We start from the raw sequence: 21725 nt of genomic DNA on the forward strand, positions 1-21725 counted from the left end.
AGAATATCGACAGAACGCTTACAAAATTTTATAATGGCTATTAAAAGCAGCATTGCAGCGAGAGGGCTCAGTAGGGCAACGGTAACGTATACGTTTGCCAGATTGGGAGTGTTAATAATGATTATTTGCGGCTGTCAGCCATTGCTTGCGCAAACTGCGAATAAATTGACCGTTACCGGGAAGATCGTTGACGGTCAGAACAACAGCCCGCTGGGATATGCGAGCATCAGGCTTTTCCGGACTGCGGACAGCACTTTTACAGCCGGTGCCATTACGGATGAAACGGGAGGGTTCGTTGTCGATATCGCTGCCGGTTCCTATTATGCGTTATCCGAATTTATTGGTTATAAACCACAAATCACCCAGGATATCAAGCTTAACGGCGCCAACTCACCCCTGAATATTGGCACCATTAAAATTTCGGGATCGGCAAGGACTTTGGATGAAGTCACCGTGCAGGCCGAGAAAAGCTCAATGGAATTATCGCTGGATAAAAAGATCTTCAATGTGGGAAAAGATCTTGCTAATGCGGGCGGAACAGGCGTGGATATCCTGACTAACATTCCATCCGTTGCTGTGGATGTGGAGGGCAATGTCAGTCTCAGGGGGAGCGGAAATGTGCGTATATTAATTGACGGTAAACCTTCCGGGTTAGTGAGTATCAAGGGCGCCAGCGGCTTGCAGCAATTGCAGGGAAGTATGATCGAGCGCGTCGAGATCATTACCAATCCTTCTGCCCGATATGAGGCCGAGGGGATGGGTGGCGTAATTAATATTGTGTTAAAAAAAGAGCGTAAAGAGGGGATTAATGGCTCATTTGACATTATAACAGGTTATCCAACCAATTATGGTGCGGCTGCGAATGTAAATTACCGTCGCAAAAACCTGAACTTTTTCATCAATTATACATTGTCTTACCGGAATACGCCCGGGAAAAATTACCTCTACCAGGAGCTTTACCGCAACGATTCGACCTTCATTATGGAGCGGGATATGACATCCAATCTTAAAGGGATGAACAACAGCGCACGCGGCGGAATAGATTATTATTTTAATCCAAAAAATATTCTGACCGGTTCCTACACCTGGCGCACCAGCAAGGGAAAACGCTTTTCAACATTAAAATACAGGGATTATCTGGGGAGCGTCAACAATCTGACAAGCTTCACTAACCGGACGCAGGACGAGACCGAAACGGAACCGAACTCTGAATATTCGCTGACTTACAGGAAGACATTTAACAAGAAAGGGCAGGAGCTTACGGCTGACGTTCGGTATCTCGACAACTGGGAGGATTCGGACCAGTATTACCGGGAGAATGTTTACCGGCCCGACGGCAGTCCATCGGATATTCCGCCGCTGCTGCAACGTGCCGTGAACTATGAGACAGAAAAACAATTGCTTTTTCAGGTGGATTATGTGCATCCGTTTGGAAAAGACGGGAAATTGGAAGCCGGGGCAAGAAGCAGTTCACGCGATATGACAAACGACTATGCGGTCACGCAGGAAACCAGCGAAGGCTGGATTACTTTGCCCAATCTGACTAATGACTTCTTGTATGAAGAAAATATCAATGCAGCCTACGGGATTGTTGGAAATAAAACGGGCAAATTTTCTTATCAGGCTGGCTTGCGGGCTGAATGGACAGGTGTTACAACAGAATTAAAGCAAACCCGCGAAGTCAATGAACGCAATTATGCGAACTTATTCCCAAGCGTCCATGTGACTTACGATTTTGCCAAGCAGAACGCATTTCAGCTGAGTTTCAGCCGTCGCGTCCGCAGGCCCCAATATAATGACCTGACCCCTTTCGCCACTTATAGTGACAATCGTAATTATTGGAGTGGTAACCCGGACCTTAACCCGGAATTTACCAATGCATTTGAGTTCGGGCACATTAAGTATATGGGCAAAGGTTCGCTGACGTCTTCACTATATTACCGCCACACGAATGGCAAAATTACGAGTATCAGAAGGGTGCAGGAAGACGGAAGCTCTTACACGCGTCCCGAAAACCTGGGCACCGAAGATGCCTACGGCGCAGAATTCACGAGCTCTTTTACACCATATCAATGGTGGAAGCTCGATGGCAGCGTCAACTTTTTCCGCGCCATTACGGACGGGACGGGCCTGGACGAAGACTTCCAGAGCGATACTTACAGCTGGTTCGTGCGGATGATGTCGCGCTTCACATTATGGAAGAATACGGACGTCCAGTTAAGGGGTAATTACGAAGCGCCGCAACAGACTCCACAGGGCAAACGCAAAGCATTGGCTACGCTGGATCTGGCTGCCAGCAGGGATATTTTGAAGAACAATGGGACGTTGACGCTGAGCGTGATAGATGTTTTCAACTCGCGTAAATTCAGGTCGGTCATTGAAGGGGCGAATTTCTACACGGTGAACAATTCGCAAGGCCGCAGAAGGCAGATCAACCTGACTTTAAATTACAGATTACACCAGGCAAAGAAGAAACCGAAGGAAGGTGTTGAAGGCGAATTTTAAGCGCCGAAATTTTATTAAACGGTAAAACTTTTTTAACTTTATTATGATTTGGCTGAAAATGCATTGAATGAATTCTCCATGTTTGTCGAAGGCCAGTAGAAAACGTTAACTGAGAAATTTAATACCGTATTATGAGCGCTATTCCAAATAAAACTATTTTCCTTGCAGACGACGATGCAGATGACTGCATGCTGTTCGAAGATGCATTGAGAGAGGTGAGCACATCGACGGAACTTACTACGGCAAATGACGGGGTTGAATTGATCCATTTAATGGAAAATAACGTTCCGCCGCCGCCTGACGTGATTTTTCTGGACCTGAACATGCCCAGAAAAAACGGTTTCGAGTGCCTGGAACAAATCAGGAGTACAAAAGCTTGGGAGTCGATCCCCGTCGTCATATTTTCGACAACCGGACAAGAGGAAATGGTGCGGAAAGTACACGAACAGGGAGCCAACTTCTTTATAAGGAAACCAGGATCTTTCCCCAAACTGAAACAGGCCATTAAGCAGATCCTCGATATCGACTGGGCTAAGCATAATTGGAAGCCGGTTGCAGAAAATTTTTACTATCAATACTAATCCTCAATTGTTCACCTCCTAAGTTTGTAAAAAGATCTTTTATAGAAAGCAGTGGACAACTTACAGCAGCACACGGATTCAGATGATCGTGTCAACAAAACAGAATCTTACAATGTGCAGACTAACGTAGTCGATAGCGAAAGCAGGTTCAGAAATACAATGAGACAGGCGCCCGTGGGAATAGTTATCCTGCGGGGGCCTGATTTTTTTGTGGAGATGGCCAATGATACGTATCTCAGTATCATTGATAAAAGTGAAGAGGAGTTTGTCAATAAACCGCTGTTTGTTACACTTCCCGAGGTGAGGGTCTCCATTGAAGAAATCCTCAATAATGTGATCAAAACAGGCATTGCCTATAACGGGAATGAGTTTGAGATCACGATGAGGCGTTTCGGCAAGCCGGAGCAATGCTATTTCAACTTTGTCTATCAGCCCATTAGCGAGGAAACAGGTGAGATTTCGGGCATATTTGTGGTTGCGACGGAGGTTACCCAGCAAGTGCTTGCCAAACACCGGCTTGAACGCAGCGAAACGCAGTTCAGGACGCTGGTTACTCAGTCGCAATTTGCCAAGGCCATTGTGAAAGGCCCGGAGTTTGTGATCAGCCTTGCCAACGAAAGTATGCTTACCAACCTCTGGGGGCGGCAAATGCATGAAGTGGTTGGGCAAAGGTTGTTTGACGTTTTTCCCGAGCTGGAACACCAGAATATGGGTAAAATCCTAAGGAATGCTTACCAGACAGGTACATTATACCGGGATAGCGAGGCATCCATGATCATTAGCGGCCCCGATGGCCCGAAGGAACATTACGTGGATTTCCAATATGCGCCTACGGTTGAAGCAGATGATGAAGTTTCGGGCATAATGATCTCCCTGAATGATGTTACCGACAAAGTAAGATTTCGCAAACAGATTACGGATGCTGCAGAAAGACTTTCCCTCGCCACTGACGGAACGCAGCTTGCTACGTGGGATCTGGATCTGAAAACCAGGCACATTATCTATTCCGGCCGCCTTGCTACTATTTTTGGATTTGAAGAAACCAAACTTCTGACGCATCAGGATATGCGTGAGCTGATCCATCCGGAGGACAGGAAAGCTGTGGTGGAAAAAGCGTTCCAGATTGCTTTGGAGACCGGCACCTATTACTACGAGGCCCGTATTATCCATCCGGACGAATCGATCCATTGGATCCGGACACAGGGAAAAATTATGTATGACGAGCATCACCGTCCGCACCGGATGCTTGGCACCATGATGGACATTACCGACCGGAAAGAGGACGAATTAGCACTTAAAATAAGCGAAGATAAATACAGAACATTGGCTGATGAGCTGGAATCTCAGGTTCAGCTCCGTACAAAAGAGCTTACCATTGCCAACAGCGAGCTAGTGAAGACCAATATGGAACTTGCGCAATTTGCCTATGTGGCCAGCCACGATTTGCAGGAGCCATTGCGGAAAATCCAGACATTCGCGACGAGGATACTGGAAACCGAAAACGAAAATTTGTCTGCACGGGGTAAGGATTATTTTCAGCGGATGCAGGCGTCGTCTACCCGGATGCAGCAGCTGATTGTAGATCTGCTGGCATTCTCGCGTGCGAATGCGGTTGAAAAGCACTATGAAAAAATTGATTTAAATTTGGTTTTGCAGAGCGTAAAAGAGCAGCTCGGGGATCTGATCCATCAGGCAAATGCAGAAGTCATCAGCGATACACTGCCCGTTTGGAACATTATTGAATATCAATTCGAGCAGCTTTTTACGAATTTAATTGCCAATGCAATTAAGTTTACAAAAACTGATACAAGTCCTGTTATCGTCATCCGGTCGGGCCGCATTTCGGGTGAGCTTATCCCGGTCAATGGTGCTGAGGCGAACCAGACTTATCAATATCTGTCATTTTGTGACAATGGGATTGGCTTTGATCCCCAGTTTAAGGACCGCATTTTCCAGGTATTTCAGCGGCTGCACAACCGAAGCGCTTATGAAGGAACGGGCATCGGATTGGCTATTTGTAAAAAAATTGTAGAAAATCATCAAGGCTTGATCGATGCCATTGGCAAGCCAGGAATAGGCTCAACTTTCATTATTTATCTGCCGCTCTGATTAAAAACTTGATTCGCTGTCGGCACGGTTGCGGGATTTCTGAAATGTAATGGCAATGCCGGTGAGAATGATAACGCCTCCCAGGATCATTTGCCAGGTTATTTTTTCATCGATAAAAACCCAGGCAAGCAATCCGGTAACAACCGCCTGGCTCAAAAGGCTCAGGGAAACGCGCTGCGCGTCCATTTTCTGAACTGCATAACTGATAGCCAGCCAGCCGATCAGCTGACAAATCAGGCCCTGAACAGCGAAAACGGTCCAAATGGCAGGTTTGAAATTCCAAAGCGGCTCTCCAAACATTAAGCAGACAATCAGCAGGAAGACAGAAGAAACCGCCATGCTAATGGTCATGAAACTGCCGATATTCAATCGGTTAAGGATCGGTTTGCTGATCAGCATGTAAGAAGCATACAGCATGCCGGAGAGCAGGGCCAGCGCGAAACCTTTGTCCAGACGCATTTCAAAAAAAGCCGCCGGACCGATAAGCACCACCATTCCCGCAACCGCAATAAGCGTCCCGATCCAGAAACTTGCTTTTGGCTTATTATTAAGGAAAAAGAACGATCCGACTCCCACCCAGGCAGGAGCCAGATTCGTCAGTAGCGTTGCCTGCGTCGCATTGGAATAGTGAATAGAAAGGTTCCAAACGGCTATATCAGTCGCAAAAATGATCCCACAGAGCACAATTGGAAGCCATAAATTCCTTGCAGGCCAATTGAATTTCTGCGTATACAGCATGCCGGGCAGCAAAAACAAGAACCCGAACAACATCCTGTAAAAAGCAGAAGTAATCCCTGAAACCGGTGCCCATTTGACCAAAACGGGGAAAATACTAATGCTTACAAGTCCGATAAGAAGGCTGACGCGCGGATTCATTACTAATAAAATAAATTCTTGCAAAGATAAGCATTCAACTCACCCGCATCACTTCAAGGACATTGTCGAAGTCTTCCTGATTAAAGAGTTGGCTTTGCCCGGTCGTATTGAATAGGCCAGGTAATGTCTTCGCCAAGTTCGTGTGCCGCGTGCAATGGAAAATAAGGATCACGCAGCAGCTCCCTTGCCATAATGATCAGGTCGGCTTCGCCATTTTGTAAAATTTCTTCCGACTGTTTTGCCTCAGTAATCAATCCGACTGCACCTGTCAGGGCACCGGTCTCTTTCTTGATTTTTGCGGAGAAAGGCACCTGATAAGATGGGCCAACTGTGATTTTCTGGTGAGAAGCCAGTCCGCCGCTTGACACGTCGATCAGGTCCACACCTTTTGTTTGCAATATTTTCACCAATTGAACCGATTGATCTTCGTCCCAACCATTTTCTGCCCAATCCGTGGCCGAAATGCGCACAAATAAAGGCAGCTCTGCCGGCCAGACTTTCTGAACTTCGTCAATGATCTCGATCAGAATGCGTACGCGGTTTTCAAAACTGCCGCCATACGCATCAGTACGTACATTGCTAAGCGGTGAGAAAAATTGGTGGATCAGGTAACCGTGCGCTGCATGAAGCTCTATAACCTTGAAACCTGCGTCCAAAGCCCGTTTGGCTGCTTTACCAAAATCTAAAATCACTTTTTGAATGCCATCCGCATCCAAGGCAAGCGGCGCCTTTTCTGAATGATGAAAAGGAATGTCCGACGCGCTCAATGGTTGCCAGCCCCCTTCATTTTCGGGCACCTGGCCACGACCTTTCCATGCCGGATAGGTGCTGGCTTTCCGGCCAGCATGGGCAAGCTGCACGCCCGGAACTGCTCCCTGCCCTTCGATGAAAGTGGTGATCTGTTTTAGCTTCTCAATGTGTTCATCTTTCCAGATACCCAGATCTTCGGGTGAAATCCTGCCTTCCGGAGAAACGGATGTGGCCTCGGCAATCAGTAAGGATGCTCCGCCCACGGCGCGGCTTCCCAGATGCACCAGATGCCAGTCATTGGCGAATCCGTCCACAGACGAATATTGGCACATGGGAGAAACAACGATACGGTTTTTTAATGTGACACTTTTAATGGTAAGCGGAGTGAATAATAGGGATGACATGCGTTGAATGTTAGGTTTTTAATGTTTTAATTTTTTGAAGGATTTTAATCTCATCAATGGTAATCGTACTGATCAGCTCAAACAGTCCGTTGATCGTTTTTAAATCCGACAACATTTTCCGGGCTGGCGACTGGTCTGCCTTTTCAATTCCCATTTCTTTGATTTCCTTCTTTCTTTTCGCCAGAAGCGCTACGAGCTTTTGGTTTTGGGGCAATGATTCGCGGGCTATTTCAAAAGTGTTTTCAAGCTTTCCTTCAATAATGTCCGTAGCAGCTTTAATCTGCCGGTCGATCTGCCTGATCATGACTTCAAATTCAACCGAAAATTCCGAATATTCCAGCGTTTGCGCATAGGTCGAGAGCGATGCAATGTAGGACGTCAACATATGGCTTGTGGCAACGAACTGGTGATATTCTTCCATGTTCAACTGCTGCCGTTTCGGCTCTGACAGCATTTTTTGAAAGTTATCCGACAAATTCGCCATCGCAATGATCGCATCCTTCCGGAGCACCTTTAATTCGTTGATATCCAGGTCTTTCCCCGTGAATTTCGCTGCTACAACGTCAAAATACTTACGGTTTGCATCCAGTGCATCGCGGATATACTGGTTGATCTGCGTATGCTCCCAAACCGGCAGCACGTAAGACGAAATCAGATAAGCGATAATGGATCCGATGATCGTATCAATAACCCTGTCATGTAAAACCGCCGTAATCTGCTGCGGGTTCAGGAAATTGAAAGAAAGGATGACATATAATGTAATGGTTGTGGAAGCAATGAAGTAGTTGATCTTCAAAAAGCTGTAAGCCATGATCATTGCCAGCATCATAATGATAAACAATGCAGTCCCGTCCTGGATCAGATACAACAGCATGAAACCCGTGAAAACGCCCACAAGCGTTCCCCCGATCCGGTGTACGTTCCGCTGTTTTGTAATGCTGAAAGCCGGTTTAAGGATCACAACAATCGTCAGGAGAATCCAGTAACCATGACCTACCGTCAGAAAAAGAGAGATGATGTAGCCGATCAGAAGCCCTAGCGTAATCCTTAATGCATGTCTGAAATGGCTGGATTTCAACGAAAGATTGTCCAGCAGGATGCGGGGATGGTATTCTTGCTTCGGAATAAAATTCTCGGCTTCAACATTTAATTTATAACCTTTACCCACCTCTGCATCATACGTGGTCGCCCGGTGCAGCTTTTTCACACGTTCTGTAACGTCCTGCAAACTATTGAGAATCTGGCGCAGCATCATGAAATCCTCCATGTTATCGTGCGTCATTTTATGCTCACGCATATTTTCAAAAGCCCGCTGACATTTATTAAATGCTTCGTCCAGGTCGCGCTTCGGGTGGGAGGGTGATCCACTCTGGATTGCAAGGCCAATTTGTTGGATCTCAGCTGATAACCAGGTAATATAGGTGCCGAAAAGCCTTAAAACCTGGGTGTGATCAAATGCCCGATGGAGGTTCGCGTAATTTTGCTGCGAGTTCAGGATTCTTTCGAATAAGTCGATGCTATCCAGGAACATCAGCATCAGGATCCGGCTTTTATTCGTCGATTCTGTAACAATTTCCCTTGTTTTAAAAAGTATCTCGCGCAGGTTTTCGTGGTTTTCACGGAGCGTAACCTGCTGGTGGATCATCCGGTTAAAGAGGTCGTCATAGTCGGGATTTGCAAAATAATACCCTGCTTTGATCCAGAGCAGCTTGCCTAATTCCACGAAATTTTCTCCCAAAAGCTGCTGGATCAGCTTATAGGGAAGCAATTTCTGTAAGATCATAAACAGGACAAAATACCAGATCCCGCCAGCCGCAAATATGGCGGCGGTGCGCAGAACCATATCGCCGCTCAAATGATCATCAATGTTGAAAACAAAAACAAGCAAGGCAATAAGGCCGATACTATTCACCCGGTTTCCATAAACACCGACCAGCGAAAAGAACATCCCGAAAACAACGATTTCGAGAAATATGATAAAGTGAATGTGCCGGAGAAAGCCGGTAATGCATGCAACCAAAAAACACGTCGCAATGGCAATGAGCAGTGAGTTGCGCCTTCTGGTGTGAGGGCCGGGATTGTCCGTTGATCCAATCAGCAATGTGCCCAGCGGGAATGCGATCATCTCGCCCAATATGCCGAAATGTTGAAAAATAAGGCTCGGGACAACCGCACCCAAGGTTAATCTTACGCCCGTGGAAAGGTAATGACTTGAAATAAACTTTTTGAATTCGTCGAGGTAATTCATGAAAACGGCAATCGGTAGCTGTGCAATACTACTTATTAATAATCCACAAGCAACAAAACGCGTTCCAAATATCAGGATTATTTGTATCGGGATAGCCGTCACGGATATTGCGTTGTTTTTGTATTTTTGGTAAATCCAGGACCGGATTGCTTCCGGAAACAGCTTTCAACGGAATCAGAACACAATGCTATTTGTAAACTTTGACACCTTTCCAACATTGCAGACAGACCGTTTGCTCCTGCACGCAATGTCAGAAAAGCATGTGGCGGATATGTTCAGATTGCGAAGCAATCCGCTTGCCATGCAGTACATTGGAAAGCCCTTGATGCAATCGGAAAGCGATGCAAAGGATCTGATTGATGCTTATTCCAGAAATCTGCGGGATAAGATTGGCATTACCTGGGGCATTTCAATGAAGCGTGTGGAAGGCCTGCAAGAAAACACTGGCCTGATAGGCACCATAGGCTTTCACAAAATGGACCTGTATAATCACCGCGCTGAGATTGGTTATATGATCCATCCGGAACATTGGTTAAAAGGGCTAATGAGCGAGGCTGTCAGGCGGATTATTGACTACGGTTTTAAAAACATGCAGTTTCATAGCATTGAAGCTAAAATTAGCCCTGATAATCAGGCTTCAAGAAAGATTTTGCTGAAACACGGTTTTGAAAGAGAGGCTTATTTTAAGGAAAGCTTTTATGAGAATGGTAAATTCCTCGATACTGAGATTTACTCGCTGCTTAACAAAACGGCATAAAAAAAATAGCTGCACCTTGCGGGGCAGCTATTTTACTTTATATAAATATCTAAACTTGGCTTAGTTCTCAGAGCCGATTTTCAGGATTGCTTTGTCAATGAAGTACTGACCAGTTCCTTCTTCGCCGATCACGTCAAACAATTCGATGGCGCGACGTGCATTGTCTTCTTCCTCAATTTGCTCATTTACAAACCATTGCAGGAAGCTTTCCGTGCCATAATCTTCTTCTCTGCGGCTCTGCGTAACAATGCGGTTGATAGATTGCGTTACTGCAATCTCGCTTTGCAATGCTGCTTCGAACACGCTTCTAAATGTTGCAAACTCCTGTTTTACTGCTGCTACTTCCGGTGAAACGGCGGTTCCGCCCACAGTCATGATGTAATTGAATATTTTAAGCATATGTCCGCGCTCTTCGTCAGACTGCTTAAGGAAATATTTAGCGCTGTTTTTGAATCCGTTACGGTCACACCATGAAGCCATGGCCAGATATTTTGCAGAAGCTTCCGCTTCCATCTTTACCTGATTGTTCAAAAGTATTTCTATTTCCTCTTTCAGGGATGTCCGTTGTCTTAATAAATCTCTCATGGTTACTTTCTTTTATTTGTATTAACAAGTACAAATATCATGCGAAAGTTCAGCATTGCAAACGAAACCCGAAATTTGGAATTGGTCTAATATGATCGAAATGAGCTATTTAGACTAATTCCGGCTCACTAAACAGAAGTTGGTGCAGAAGGGAATTGAGTTCGATTGCGAAGTGGGTGCCGTTTACAAGTTCTCTCAATTGGATCAGCTCGCAAAGAGTAAGCTTTTGGTAAATGTTAAGCTGAGGCGCTTCAACAAACTCATAGTCAGACTCATCTGACAGGTCAAAAATCTTGCTGTGAATGTCGATATTGTTAATGAAGCGACGGAAACTCAGAAAGTCCTGAATCCTGAACGAAGCCTGCATTTCACCAAAATGAAGAATGATCTTAGAAGTTAAATCGCACTGTAAGCTAGATCCTTTCGCAGTACTAAACAATTCATTTGGGGTATTCACTGACAGCAATCTATTTGAATCGTGGAAATTGTTGCACAAATATAACCGCAAACTAAATGTCAAGCAAGTTTATTTGTAAGCAATCTAATTACATGGAAGATGTTATGAGGCCGTCTGCATATTGTGATCTTTGCCAAAGTGCCTGATAATGGTGCGGTCCACTTTTTTCTCCGCGTGCCATATCTCGTAATTTTTTTGAAGATTAATCCAAAATTGTGCAGTGTTACCGAAAGCTTCCGAAAGCTTAACAGCGAGTTCCGGAGTTATGGCGGATTTTTCGTTTACCACAGCAGAAAGAGTTTGGCGTGTTATGCCCAGCCCATGAGCCACTTCCGTGATGGTCAAGCCTCGTTCTACTATGTATTCTTCTCGTAAAATTTCTCCGGGATGAACCGGAGCAAGATTTCTTTTTACCATGATCATTTAATGATAATCTAAATAATCAACATCAAAAATGTCTCCCTTTTCAAACCGGAATATAATCCTGTAATTCGGCGAAACCTTGATTGACCAGAATTCGCTAAGTTTTCCAGTGAGCCTATGTATACCGGATCCGAGTTGAGCAACATCGTCATTGCAAGTGACCGCGTCGAGCTGGTCCAGGATCCGGTTAATTTTTCGCACATATACTGACGGCAATCCGGAGGCGTCGCCATCCCGGTAATATGCCAACAACCCTTTATGCTTAAAGGTGACAATCATTTATATTAGTGTGTGTAATTAAGAAAAACGGCAATGCTAATTCCCAGCTTTGGCCCAGTTGTCTCTTAATGTTACTGTTCTGTTGAAAACGAGTTTTTTGGCGGTGCTGTCGGGGTCTTTGGCGAAGTAACCTTTTCTTAGGAATTGGAATGATTCGCCTTCTTTGGCTTCATTAAGTGCCGGTTCGGCATAGCCGGTGATGATTTCCAGTGAATTGGGATTGATGTAATCTTTGAAATCACCCTCTTCCGAAGATGGATCTTCAACGGAGAAAAGACGGTCGTAAAGGCGAACTTCAACTTCCTGTGCGTGCGGAACGGAAACCCAGTGCAATGTTCCTTTTACATTGATGCCGGTCGTATCATGCCCGCTCTTGCTGTTTTCAATGTATGAGCAATGCACTTCTGTGATTTCGCCATTTTCATCTTTTACAAAATCATCACATTGAATGATGTATGCACTTTTCAGTCGGACCATTTTTCCAGGCGCCAAACGGAAATATTTCTTGGATGGCGTTTCCATAAAGTCCTCTTTCTCAATATAAATCTCCCTTGAAAAAGGAACTTCGCGGTTCCCTGTTGCTACGTCCTCCGGATTGTTTTCACTGTGGCACATCTCGGTAACGCCTTCGGGGAAGTTGGTAATGATCACTTTCAAAGGATCCAAAACCACCATTCGGCGAAGCGCTTTTTTGTTCAAATCTTCGCGAACACAAAATTCAAGCAAACCTACATCGATCATGTTTTCGCGTCGCGCTACACCGATCCGCTCACAGAAATCTCTGATGCTTTCCGGCGTGTAACCTCTCCTGCGCAAGCCGCTGATGGTCGGCATTCTAGGATCATCCCAGCCGTTTACATGCTTTTCCTGAACCAGTTGCAGCAACTTCCGTTTGCTGGTCACAGTATAATTCAGGTTGCGGCGTGCAAATTCGTATTGATGCGATGGATAGATGCCGAGCTTTTCAATGATCCAGTCATACAATTCGCGATGCGGCACAAATTCTAATGTGCATATAGAATGTGTAACCGTTTCAATTGAATCGCTTTGACCATGCGCAAAGTCGTACATGGGGTAGATGCACCATTTATTGCCAGTGCGATGGTGATGGGCGTGTTTGATCCGGTAAAGGATCGGGTCACGCATGAGCATATTGATGTGCGCCATGTCAATTTTGGCGCGTAATGTGCGGCTTCCGTCAGGAAAACTACCATTTTTCATTTGTTCAAAAAGCGCAAGGTTTTCTTCAACCGAACGGCTCCTGTAAATGCTGTCTTTCCCGGGTTCCGTCGGAGTGCCTTTAAGCAGCGCTATCTCCTCGGAAGTTGAATCGTCCACATAGGCCAGCCCTTTGTTGATCAGCTCAACGGCATATTCGTATAATGTATCGAAATAATCGGAAGCGTAAAGTTCGTTTTCCCATTCAAAACCCATCCACCGGATATCGTTTTTAATGCTTTCCACATATTCCGTATCTTCCGTAACCGGGTTGGTGTCGTCGAAACGAAGGTTTGTATAGCCAGGGAATTTTTTGGTCAAACCAAAATTCAGGCAAATGCTGGATGCATGGCCGATATGTAAATAGCCGTTTGGTTCGGGTGGAAATCGGGTGATGATCTGGGTGTATTTTCCTGCCTGCAAATCCGCCTCCACAATTTCCTCTATAAAATTCAGGCTTTTCTCTTCTTTTTTCTCTTCCGTAATCATACTAACTGGAAATATTTTTCGATTTTCAAAGTTAACCTTCTTCCGAACATTATCAGCAACGAACCGCGGCAAATCGCAAATCCGGGCTGTTTCCGTTACTTTTGCAAAATGCGCTATTTTCTCGAATTCAGCTATAAAGGAACGGCCTATAATGGCTGGCAAAAACAAAACAATGCATTAGGCGTCCAGCAGGTGCTGGAAGAAGCACTCGCGAAAGTCCTGAGGTTACCCATTGAAATCACAGGCAGCAGCAGGACAGACACCGGCGTACATGCAGAACAACAATTTGCGCATTTTGATTTAGAAAATGAGATAGCCGATTTTGAGCTGCTGATTTACAAGCTTAATGGGCTTATTCCCAGGGACATTGCTGTAAAGCGCATCATTCCGGTTGGGAATGACATTAACTCCCGTTTTGCAGCCACGCACCGCAAATATGAATACCGCATCACGAAACGCAAAAATCCTTTTCTAACTGATCTGGCTTTTCAATTAAAAGCGGATCTTGACATTGAGCAAATGAACGAAGCGGCAGCGCTGCTGTTGCAATACAATGATTTCGAGAGTTTTAGCAAGATCCACACACAAGTGAATAATTTCAGATGCACGATTAAGGAGGCAATTTGGATTGAAGCGGGAGATATGCTCGTTTTTCATATCCGTGCAAACCGTTTCCTGCGCGGAATGGTTAGGGCGCTGGTAGGGACGCTGCTGGAAGTAGGAAAAGGTAAGCGGAGCGTTGCTGAATTCGAACAGGTTATCCTGGCAAAAAACAGAAAAGCAGCAGGCGCCCAGGCACCTGCGGAAGGTCTTTTTCTGGTTGAAGTGGGCTATGATTTTATTTAATGGCCTCCTGGCTGAACTGATTGTTAACCAGCCTGAAAATGCCCAGCGGATTGCTGTTCTTCAACTCATCCGGCAGCAGTGCGTCGGGCCAGCCCTGAAATGATTGCGGACGGACAAAACGTAGGATCGAATGTCTGCCAACAGAAGTGAATTTTGCATCCGCAGTTGCCGGAAAAGGCCCTCCATGATGCATAGAAGGGCAAACCTCCACGCCGGTAGGAACGCCATTCAGGATAAATCGGCCGGATATTTGTGCGAGCTTGTCTACAATAGCCTGGTGCGCGTGGACCTCATGCTCTTCTGCCATCAGCGAGCAGGTAAGCTGTCCTTTTAAATGTGAAATCGCTTCAAGCATTTCACCCGTATCCTCACAAATGACAAGCAGCGAAAATGGTCCGAAAACTTCTTCATGTAATTTTGGATTGGCAATAAAGCTTTGCCCGGAAACTGTTGCTATGGATGCCTGCGCCTGATTTTCTCCCTCAGACATTTGCTCTGAAACGGCGAGTCTGGAAACATCTTCCTGTTCAAACGCATGATCGCGGAGCTTGTAATAATTTTTACAAATGCCCGCCGTAAGCATTGTGGCAGATGTGGTTTTCAGGATTTCATTTTTATAAGAGTCCGCAAATGCAATCAGGCCCTGCGTTTTAGTAACAAACACAAGTCCGGGATTGGTACAGAATTGTCCGGCGCCCAGGCTTACCGAACCTGCAAGCGTTTTCCCAAATTCCAATGCATTGTGTTCCAGATAGTCAGGAAGAACAACGATGGGGTTAACGCTGCCCATTTCAGCAAAGACGGCAATGGGTTCCTCGCGCTCCTGCGCCATTTTAAACAGCGCCATTCCACCTTTCATAGAACCTGTAAAACCAACAGCCTTACTGGCAGGATGCTTAACCAATGCTGTCCCCACTTCAAAACCATCGTCATATAGCATGGAAAAAACGCCATCAGGCATTCCTGTCCTTTGCGCAGCTTTTACAATGGCCTGCGCCGTCAGATCGCTTACGCCGGGATGTGCTGCGTGGGCTTTTACAATGACCGGGTTTCCGGCTGCCAAAGCCGGGCCTGTGTCTACACCTGCTACGGAATACGCGAAAGGGAAGTTACTGGAACCAAAAACGATGACCGGACCGATCGGGACGAGCATTTTCCGGATGTCGGGCTTGGGAACGGGCGTGCGGTCGGGTAGGGCTGTGTCGATGGATGCATCCACCCATGAGCCCTCGCGAAGCAATTCCGCAAATTGAGTCAGTTGATTGATCGTGCGGGCGCGTTCACCTTGCAGGCGGGCCATAGGTAGGCCTGTTTCCAGATTTGCTCTTTCAAGTAAGACGTCGCCAATCGCCAGGATCTCTTCGGTAATGGCAATCAGAAAATCAGCTCTTTTTGCGGCAGGAATTTTTGCGTATTCACTAAATGCCTTGCTGGCAAGCGCCATGGTGTTTTCTACTTCTTCAATCGTCGCCGTATGGAAATTTTCAGGGAGAAATGAATCTTTGGCTGGCACATAGGATTGAAATGTGCGGTCGCCCTGGCCAGAAAGTGAATAGCCAATGTAGTTTTTACCTTTGATTTCCATAAGTTAAGATTGTGTCAGACGAGACGTGCAATGATGTCATCTACTGAAATTCCTTCGGCTTCGGCTTTGAAATTCCGGATGATTCTGTGCCGTAGTACGGGCAATGCAACTGCTTTTACGTCCTCAATGTCGGGAGAATATTTACCTGAAAGCAATGCGTTGCATTTGGCTGCCAGGATCAGCGCCTGTGAGGCACGGGGACCAGCGCCCCAGTCGAGGTAATCGTTGGTGTCTTTTACGGCAAGGCCGGCAGCGGGCCTGGTTTTGTGGACCAGTTTCACCGCATATTCAATGACGTGATCGGTTACCGGAACGCGTCTTACCAAATGCTGGAAATCCATGATCTCCTCGGAAGTCACGACTTTTTTTACCTGGTAACGAACGTCGTTGGTGGTGTTTTTAACAATGTTTACTTCCTCTGCATAGGAAGGATAATCCAGCTGGATCATGAACATAAAGCGGTCGAGCTGGGCTTCTGGCAGGGGATAAGTTCCTTCCTGCTCAATAGGATTTTGAGTAGCGAGTACGAAGAAAGGACGTTCCAGCGCGTGCTTTGCTCCGGCGATTGTAACAGAATATTCTTGCATCGCTTCCAATAGTGCAGATTGCGTTTTGGGCGGCGTCCTGTTGATCTCATCGGCCAGGATAATGTTGGCAAAAACAGGCCCCTTAATAAATTTGAAATTACGGTTCTGATCCAATGTTTCAGACCCCAGAATGTCTGACGGCATTAAGTCAGGCGTAAACTGGATCCGGTTGAAATTGAGGTCTAGCGAAGAAGCAATCGTCTGGATGAGAAGCGTTTTGGCTAGTCCGGGCACACCCACCAAAAGGCAATGGCCCTGGCAGAAAATCGCGGTCAGTAGTCCTTTAACAACCTCATCTTGCCCGATTATTACATTTCCAATCTCACTCCGGATTTTATCATAAGCTACTTTCATAGCTTCGGCAGCTTCAACGTCCGATGAATACTTCACAATGTGTCAGATTAAATTTTCAATTCCTTAACCGCAATCCTGTCCTGAAAGCTAAATATCGTTTGCCAAAGCCTCTAATCCGAGCACTTTACAATCTTTATATTCAGGCTCGATGCTGATGAAAACGTCGCCCTGCGCTTTTTTAAACCATTCTTCCAATGCATTGTTCCGTTTGTTACTCAACACGATCTGAGCGAGTTTCTCATAATCATCACGAAGATTGGCCGTATGCGGCTCCGATTTGCTCTTGTACCAGATGATGCGCATGGCGCTTCTTCCATCTTCGGTACGATAGGCAACCGGTTTGCTCAATTCGCCTACTTTCATGGTGTCGATAGCAAAATATAGTGCCGGGTCCATAGAAGCATCCAGTGTAAGACGAGCTAAACCTGTATTTCTATCCATGATCAAACCCCCCGATTCGGCTGTTTCTTTATCTTCCGAGTTGTCCAAAGCCGCTTTCGCGAATTTCAATGTATCGATTTCAATCAGATTTCTAAGACTATCCAGGGCGCGGACCGCAGAAGTCATATCTGTTCCTTTGTTATAATCAGGACGAAGCAGGATGTGTCTGGCGTGATATTCAGCACCGCGCGTTTCGATGAGCTTGATCAAGTGAAAACCAAATTGCGACTCAACGATATCCGACATTTCACCTGGTTTCAATGATAATGCAGCTCCTTCAAACTCGGGAACCATTGCACCACGTTTGGCAAAGTTCAGGTCACCGCCATTTTTTGCTGAACCAAGGTCTTCTGAATAGATCTGCGCCAATGTAGCGAAGTCTTCACCTTTTTCAGCGCGTTGCTTCAATTCAAGCAATTGTTGTTTTAGCTTGTCCTTCTGCTCGCGGGTAACTGTTCCCAGCTTCACAATGTGGCCGATTTCGACTTCGGAAGGAATGTAAGGTAGACTGTCTTTTGGAATAGAATTAAAAAACTTGCGCACTTCATTCGGCGTAATCTTTACATTGCCTGAAATGGTCCGCTGCATTTTTTCTACGATCTTTTGCTCCTTCACCTGCGTGCGAAGCTCGCTTTTCAAGTTTTCAATGCTTTTACCGTAGGCTTCTACAATGTTCTTTTCAGATCCGAAACGCTGCACCATATAGCCCATTTTGGCATCCAGCTCGCCGTCTACTTCTTTGTCTTCCACCACAACCGAGTCAATTTCGGCTTTGGCAAGAAGCATTTTGTTGATAATAAGTGATTCCAGAAGCTGGCATTTTTCGGGAGCGGCGCGTCCTTCTGCTTTGTATTGATTGTACATTTCCTCCAATTCGGAGTTCAAAATGTAGTGATTGTCAACCCGGGCAATGATTTTATCAATGCTGATCCCCTGCTGCCCCTGTCCGAAACTGATGAGACTGAAAAACAGTGAGAATACTGCTATCAGACCGGGCGCAATTACTTTATTTATTTTCATATGGTTATTTGATTCTCCTTAATCTGTTCGGGTTACTATGGTTTTGATTACAAAACGGTTTACGAAATGCTAAAATACGCTTAACGCTTAATTTTTTCTAATTCTTGCGCATTCACTTTAATAGGGAATTTCGCTTCCAGCCGGTTTACCAACTGTTTTTCCAACTCTTTCTGGTAATCGTTGATCACGCTTCCACGCGCTTCTGCAAATGTCTTCCCGCGTGACGGCTCTATTTTTTGTACGGAAGTCCAGAAAACCATGTTGTTATCCGTCACAGTTTGTTCGCCTGTCTGCCATTTGAACCGGGCAAATAAAGGGTTGTCCTTTGTAAAATATCCATCCCGGATCATAACGGCGTCGGGAGCGTCTGCATTATAAACCTTCTCCACGTCACCTTTCGACTGGCTGTAGAACTGGAAGCCTACCCGCCGGTTGCGGTCGGCTTCGGCCGTCTGCCTGAACGAGCCATAGTCTTTTTCAATGATCCGTAAAATCGGGATATTCCGGCCATTCAAATACTTAACAACATTCCTGATGCGGTTGGCAGATGTGATCTCACTTTCGTCCGCTGACCTGTACCCTGCGATTTCTACAATGTAATCAGGATTCTTTTCCATTACAATATAAACGTCGGTCAGCGCATCAAGTTGCTCATTATCAATTTCGCTGGCATTGGCTGCAAACAAAATTTCCTTCGATCTTCGTTCGAGCTTGTAAGGGCTTTGTGCCAATGTTCTCTTAATCGCATTCACAGTTTGCGTGTCCTTGGCCGACACAATGGTCGCCAGCACACGTTCCGGGAACTGATAGCGGTCCTTATGCTGGTCATAGAAAGCCTTCTGACCCGTTGAATCCGTCAATGAACGTCCCCATACATTCTCCTCCATCACTTGTGAAAGCAGCACCCCTTCTTTAATCTCGCTGATCAGGCTCCGGAACTCAGCATTGGTTTCTTCCAAATGCTCCTTTTCAAAATCAGCCAGGCTTTCCGTCACATAGTCATTGTAATATTTCCTAAACACAACCGCAGGCGATGCATCTTTCGGTTTTACCTGCTGCTTTCTTTTTACATAATTCAAAAAGCCCAGTGCATCGTACGATTGCTCTTCAATCTTAAATAACGCAACCGAAGCCCAATCTGTTGATACTGCACTTAAATAATCCCAATTTCCGCTGGTAATGCTGCTGTCTCCCAACGCAGCAACTGTTTTCCACTGTTCTGCAAATTCCTGGACTTTGTATTTTTCCCTGAGCCGTTTCGCATTGGCTTGTTCCAGCACTTTTCCTCTCGAATCCGTCACCACTTTCTTCCGCAGCGATGGCGCCATGGTTGCATATGGTTCCAGGCTGCGCTTTTCTGCCAGTCGCACAATGTGCCAGCCATACATGGTCAGCACAGGTTTGGAATAGGCGTTCACCTTGGTCAATGCAAAGGCCGCTTCTTCAATTTCAGGCACCATTTGCCCGATGCCAAACATGGGGAGTAACCCGCTGTTTTTCCTGGATTGTTTGTCGTCTGAAAAACTTTCCACGACTGCTTCCCAATCTTCACCGCTTTGTAACAGGGCATAGGCTTCATCGATCCGCGCTTTTGCAGACTCTTTCTGCGCCGCAGTTCCTGCCGTATCCTGCTGAACCATGATATGCGCAATCCGAACCATCCCCCGGTTCGAACGGCGATCTGTTACTTTCACCAGGTGATAGCCTCCCTTCGTACGCACGGGCTGCGAAACTTTTCCGACGGGCAACGTATAAGCTGCCGTTTCTATGGGATATAAGGTCTGAAAAGCGGTAAAATAACCCAGATCGCCTTTGGTTTTTGATGCAACGGGATCTTTCGAGAATTTTGCGGCCAGGTCGCCGAAATCATTGCCTTCCTCCAATCGTCCCCTCAATGCGATGGCCGCGCGGTAGGCTTCCAAAGTATCGGCCGGAGAAGCATCTTCCGAAACACCGATCAGGATATGGGAAGCTCTCACTTCCTGTTTCAGGCGGTTATAAGCTTCATTTGAGAGTTTTTCGACAAGTGATTTGTCGACCAGGTGGTTTTTTGCGAGCTGTTCGCGGTAGGAGGTGATTTCTTCTTTATAGTCCTGAGTGGTGTCTTTTCCTTCTTGCTTGGCATGCAGGACCTTTATTTTGAGGTCTTTGTATAAATTAAAATATTCTTCCGGGGTTAACTCACGCGTTGAATCAGAAGCATTTTTGTTTTTATTATATGAATCCTGGTAATCCTCAATCGAAAATTTCTCGTTCCCTATTTCCAGTAAGGCGGGCGTTTCGGTTACTACTGCTGCTTGTTGAGGAGGTGCGGTTGTTTTACAGGAGCTTACGGCTAAAACCGCAAGCAGGGCAATGTTGTATTGTATTTTAGGCATATCTACAAATCGAATTTTAAAGGGGCTTCCGGCAATGTACGGCTGCCTTACGACGCTGGTAAAGCCGGCAAAGTTAGACGCTTTCCGAACAGATCAAAAATATAACGTACAGGCTGGCGATTTGTTCTCTGTTGTCCACAGTAGCTGTGATTTTCAGTATGGCGTGATCGCCCCACTGCAAACGTTTGCAACATGGCCATTCTTAGGAAGCCGGTGTAGAAGTCCCTCTATTTGTACTCCTGCATGAATCTTTGGTTTAATTATTATAAATGCCCTTTTTTGGCGTTTCAGGCACAATTTTTTTAGCGGACGCGGGCAAAAGTAGTTCTTAAAAAAGGTTGGTTATGGAAGAGAGTAGAAAAAATGATTTCGTTCAGGCAATCAGAGCATTGTGGATCGAGCAGAAAACCAGAGAACTCCTTTATTTAGAAGCATTGAAGAAGGATAATATGGGCCCTTGCAGGCGCATTCTCAGCCAGGGCCATGTAAGTGCTTTATTATTCCAGAAGGAGATCAAATGGATTTATGATTATTTTAAGTGTTTTCTGACGGACAAAGAGTTGGGCGAGACCAATCATATCACAGCCCGGACAGCATTAAAACTGCTGGAAGACGTAGAAGAAAAAGAAGAAATTGCAACTTGTCTAAAAAAGGTAGAAGCAGCTACATTGCAGCTCTACAAAAAGCTGCGTACTTACGTTGATAAGGATTCCGAAGCACGACAAATGCTGGACGAACACTTGGTGCGTATCTCTGAGTTTTACGAATCTTTATGCAAGCTGGAAGTCGGAACCAGAAGCAGGGTAGGTTATACCGCTGCTGCCTGATCCACA

At 45.8% G+C, this 21725-nt stretch carries 18 protein-coding genes; 6 read left to right on the top strand and 12 right to left on the bottom strand.

Features of this window, described 5'->3' with window-relative positions:
- The first annotated feature begins 33 nt into the window (after positions 1–33).
- From L0660_RS14705 to L0660_RS14715, 3 genes are all read left to right on the top strand, one after another.
- The gene (locus L0660_RS14705) at positions 34–2505 is read left to right on the top strand and encodes a TonB-dependent receptor domain-containing protein (protein WP_409013406.1); all 2472 of its coding nucleotides are present in this window, start codon (positions 34–36) and stop codon (positions 2503–2505) included.
- Positions 2506–2636: 131 nt separating this feature from the next.
- Complete coding sequence (locus L0660_RS14710; RefSeq protein WP_026629914.1) at positions 2637–3086, top strand: response regulator; 450 nt, start codon at positions 2637–2639, stop codon at positions 3084–3086.
- A 51-nt stretch (positions 3087–3137) separates the two neighbouring features.
- Complete coding sequence (locus L0660_RS14715) at positions 3138–5195, top strand: PAS domain-containing protein (protein WP_235160149.1); 2058 nt, start codon at positions 3138–3140, stop codon at positions 5193–5195.
- On the opposite strand, the gene L0660_RS14720 is transcribed toward L0660_RS14715, so the two are convergent.
- From L0660_RS14720 to L0660_RS14730, 3 genes are all read right to left on the bottom strand, one after another.
- Complete coding sequence (locus L0660_RS14720; protein ID WP_235160150.1) at positions 5196–6071, bottom strand: DMT family transporter; 876 nt, start codon at positions 6069–6071, stop codon at positions 5196–5198.
- Positions 6072–6151: 80 nt separating this feature from the next.
- On the bottom strand, positions 6152–7225 hold the full coding sequence (locus L0660_RS14725; protein WP_235160151.1) for an NADH:flavin oxidoreductase/NADH oxidase: 1074 nt from the start codon (positions 7223–7225) through the stop codon (positions 6152–6154).
- A gap of 10 nt (positions 7226–7235) precedes the next feature.
- Positions 7236–9473: an FUSC family membrane protein gene (locus tag L0660_RS14730; RefSeq protein WP_233797689.1), complete on the bottom strand. Its 2238-nt coding sequence runs from the start codon at positions 9471–9473 to the stop codon at positions 7236–7238.
- 184 nt (positions 9474–9657) lie between these two features.
- Between L0660_RS14730 and L0660_RS14735 the strand changes: the two genes are divergently transcribed.
- A complete protein-coding gene (locus tag L0660_RS14735; protein ID WP_235160152.1) occupies positions 9658–10230 on the top strand; it encodes a GNAT family N-acetyltransferase in 573 nt (190 codons plus the stop codon).
- Between the two features lie 60 nt (positions 10231–10290).
- Here L0660_RS14735 and L0660_RS14740 read toward each other — a convergent pair whose 3' ends face one another.
- From L0660_RS14740 to L0660_RS14760, 5 genes are all read right to left on the bottom strand, one after another.
- Positions 10291–10815, bottom strand: a complete 525-nt coding sequence (locus L0660_RS14740; protein ID WP_233797736.1) for a ferritin — start codon at positions 10813–10815, stop codon at positions 10291–10293.
- 109 nt (positions 10816–10924) lie between these two features.
- Positions 10925–11182, bottom strand: coding sequence for a hypothetical protein (locus tag L0660_RS14745; RefSeq protein WP_235160153.1), 258 nt, complete (start codon positions 11180–11182; stop codon positions 10925–10927).
- 192 nt (positions 11183–11374) lie between these two features.
- Positions 11375–11689, bottom strand: coding sequence for a HigA family addiction module antitoxin (locus L0660_RS14750; protein WP_233797738.1), 315 nt, complete (start codon positions 11687–11689; stop codon positions 11375–11377).
- A 6-nt stretch (positions 11690–11695) separates the two neighbouring features.
- The gene (locus tag L0660_RS14755; protein ID WP_235160154.1) at positions 11696–11974 is read right to left on the bottom strand and encodes a type II toxin-antitoxin system RelE/ParE family toxin; all 279 of its coding nucleotides are present in this window, start codon (positions 11972–11974) and stop codon (positions 11696–11698) included.
- A 36-nt stretch (positions 11975–12010) separates the two neighbouring features.
- On the bottom strand, positions 12011–13681 hold the full coding sequence (locus L0660_RS14760) for a glutamine--tRNA ligase/YqeY domain fusion protein (RefSeq protein ID WP_235160155.1): 1671 nt from the start codon (positions 13679–13681) through the stop codon (positions 12011–12013).
- Positions 13682–13789: 108 nt separating this feature from the next.
- Between L0660_RS14760 and truA the strand changes: the two genes are divergently transcribed.
- Positions 13790–14527: a tRNA pseudouridine(38-40) synthase TruA gene (gene truA / locus L0660_RS14765; protein ID WP_235160156.1), complete on the top strand. Its 738-nt coding sequence runs from the start codon at positions 13790–13792 to the stop codon at positions 14525–14527.
- Here truA and L0660_RS14770 read toward each other — a convergent pair.
- From L0660_RS14770 to L0660_RS14785, 4 genes are all read right to left on the bottom strand, one after another.
- Positions 14520–16112, bottom strand: a complete 1593-nt coding sequence (locus L0660_RS14770) for an aldehyde dehydrogenase (NADP(+)) (protein WP_235160157.1) — start codon at positions 16110–16112, stop codon at positions 14520–14522. The genes truA and L0660_RS14770 overlap by 8 nt on opposite strands.
- 14 nt (positions 16113–16126) lie before the next feature.
- Positions 16127–17089, bottom strand: a complete 963-nt coding sequence (locus L0660_RS14775; protein ID WP_026629924.1) for a MoxR family ATPase — start codon at positions 17087–17089, stop codon at positions 16127–16129.
- A gap of 51 nt (positions 17090–17140) precedes the next feature.
- The gene (locus L0660_RS14780) at positions 17141–18514 is read right to left on the bottom strand and encodes a peptidylprolyl isomerase (RefSeq protein WP_233797743.1); all 1374 of its coding nucleotides are present in this window, start codon (positions 18512–18514) and stop codon (positions 17141–17143) included.
- 80 nt (positions 18515–18594) lie between these two features.
- On the bottom strand, positions 18595–20892 hold the full coding sequence (locus tag L0660_RS14785) for a peptidylprolyl isomerase (RefSeq protein ID WP_235160158.1): 2298 nt from the start codon (positions 20890–20892) through the stop codon (positions 18595–18597).
- Between the two features lie 344 nt (positions 20893–21236).
- Here L0660_RS14785 and L0660_RS14790 point away from each other — a divergent pair, with 344 nt between their 5' ends.
- On the top strand, positions 21237–21719 hold the full coding sequence (locus tag L0660_RS14790) for a hypothetical protein (RefSeq protein WP_233797745.1): 483 nt from the start codon (positions 21237–21239) through the stop codon (positions 21717–21719).
- The last annotated feature ends 6 nt before the right edge of the window (positions 21720–21725 follow it).

This window comes from Dyadobacter sp. CY351 (assembly GCF_021502625.1).
Classification (GTDB): Bacteria; Bacteroidota; Bacteroidia; order Cytophagales; family Spirosomataceae; genus Dyadobacter; species Dyadobacter chenhuakuii.

Coding starts and splice junctions, on each gene's coding strand:
- L0660_RS14705 (WP_409013406.1), top strand. CDS start 34: ATGGCTATTAAAAGCAGCATTGCAGCGAGAGGGCTCAGTAGGGCAACG.
- L0660_RS14710 (WP_026629914.1), top strand. CDS start 2,637: ATGAGCGCTATTCCAAATAAAACTATTTTCCTTGCAGACGACGATGCA.
- L0660_RS14720 (WP_235160150.1), bottom strand. CDS start 6,071: ATGAATCCGCGCGTCAGCCTTCTTATCGGACTTGTAAGCATTAGTATT.
- L0660_RS14725 (WP_235160151.1), bottom strand. CDS start 7,225: ATGTCATCCCTATTATTCACTCCGCTTACCATTAAAAGTGTCACATTA.
- L0660_RS14730 (WP_233797689.1), bottom strand. CDS start 9,473: ATGAATTACCTCGACGAATTCAAAAAGTTTATTTCAAGTCATTACCTT.
- L0660_RS14735 (WP_235160152.1), top strand. CDS start 9,658: ATGCTATTTGTAAACTTTGACACCTTTCCAACATTGCAGACAGACCGT.
- L0660_RS14740 (WP_233797736.1), bottom strand. CDS start 10,815: ATGAGAGATTTATTAAGACAACGGACATCCCTGAAAGAGGAAATAGAA.
- L0660_RS14745 (WP_235160153.1), bottom strand. CDS start 11,182: ATGCAGGCTTCGTTCAGGATTCAGGACTTTCTGAGTTTCCGTCGCTTC.
- L0660_RS14750 (WP_233797738.1), bottom strand. CDS start 11,689: ATGGTAAAAAGAAATCTTGCTCCGGTTCATCCCGGAGAAATTTTACGA.
- L0660_RS14755 (WP_235160154.1), bottom strand. CDS start 11,974: ATGATTGTCACCTTTAAGCATAAAGGGTTGTTGGCATATTACCGGGAT.
- L0660_RS14760 (WP_235160155.1), bottom strand. CDS start 13,681: ATGATTACGGAAGAGAAAAAAGAAGAGAAAAGCCTGAATTTTATAGAG.
- truA (WP_235160156.1), top strand. CDS start 13,790: ATGCGCTATTTTCTCGAATTCAGCTATAAAGGAACGGCCTATAATGGC.
- L0660_RS14770 (WP_235160157.1), bottom strand. CDS start 16,112: ATGGAAATCAAAGGTAAAAACTACATTGGCTATTCACTTTCTGGCCAG.
- L0660_RS14780 (WP_233797743.1), bottom strand. CDS start 18,514: ATGAAAATAAATAAAGTAATTGCGCCCGGTCTGATAGCAGTATTCTCA.
- L0660_RS14785 (WP_235160158.1), bottom strand. CDS start 20,892: ATGCCTAAAATACAATACAACATTGCCCTGCTTGCGGTTTTAGCCGTA.
- L0660_RS14790 (WP_233797745.1), top strand. CDS start 21,237: ATGGAAGAGAGTAGAAAAAATGATTTCGTTCAGGCAATCAGAGCATTG.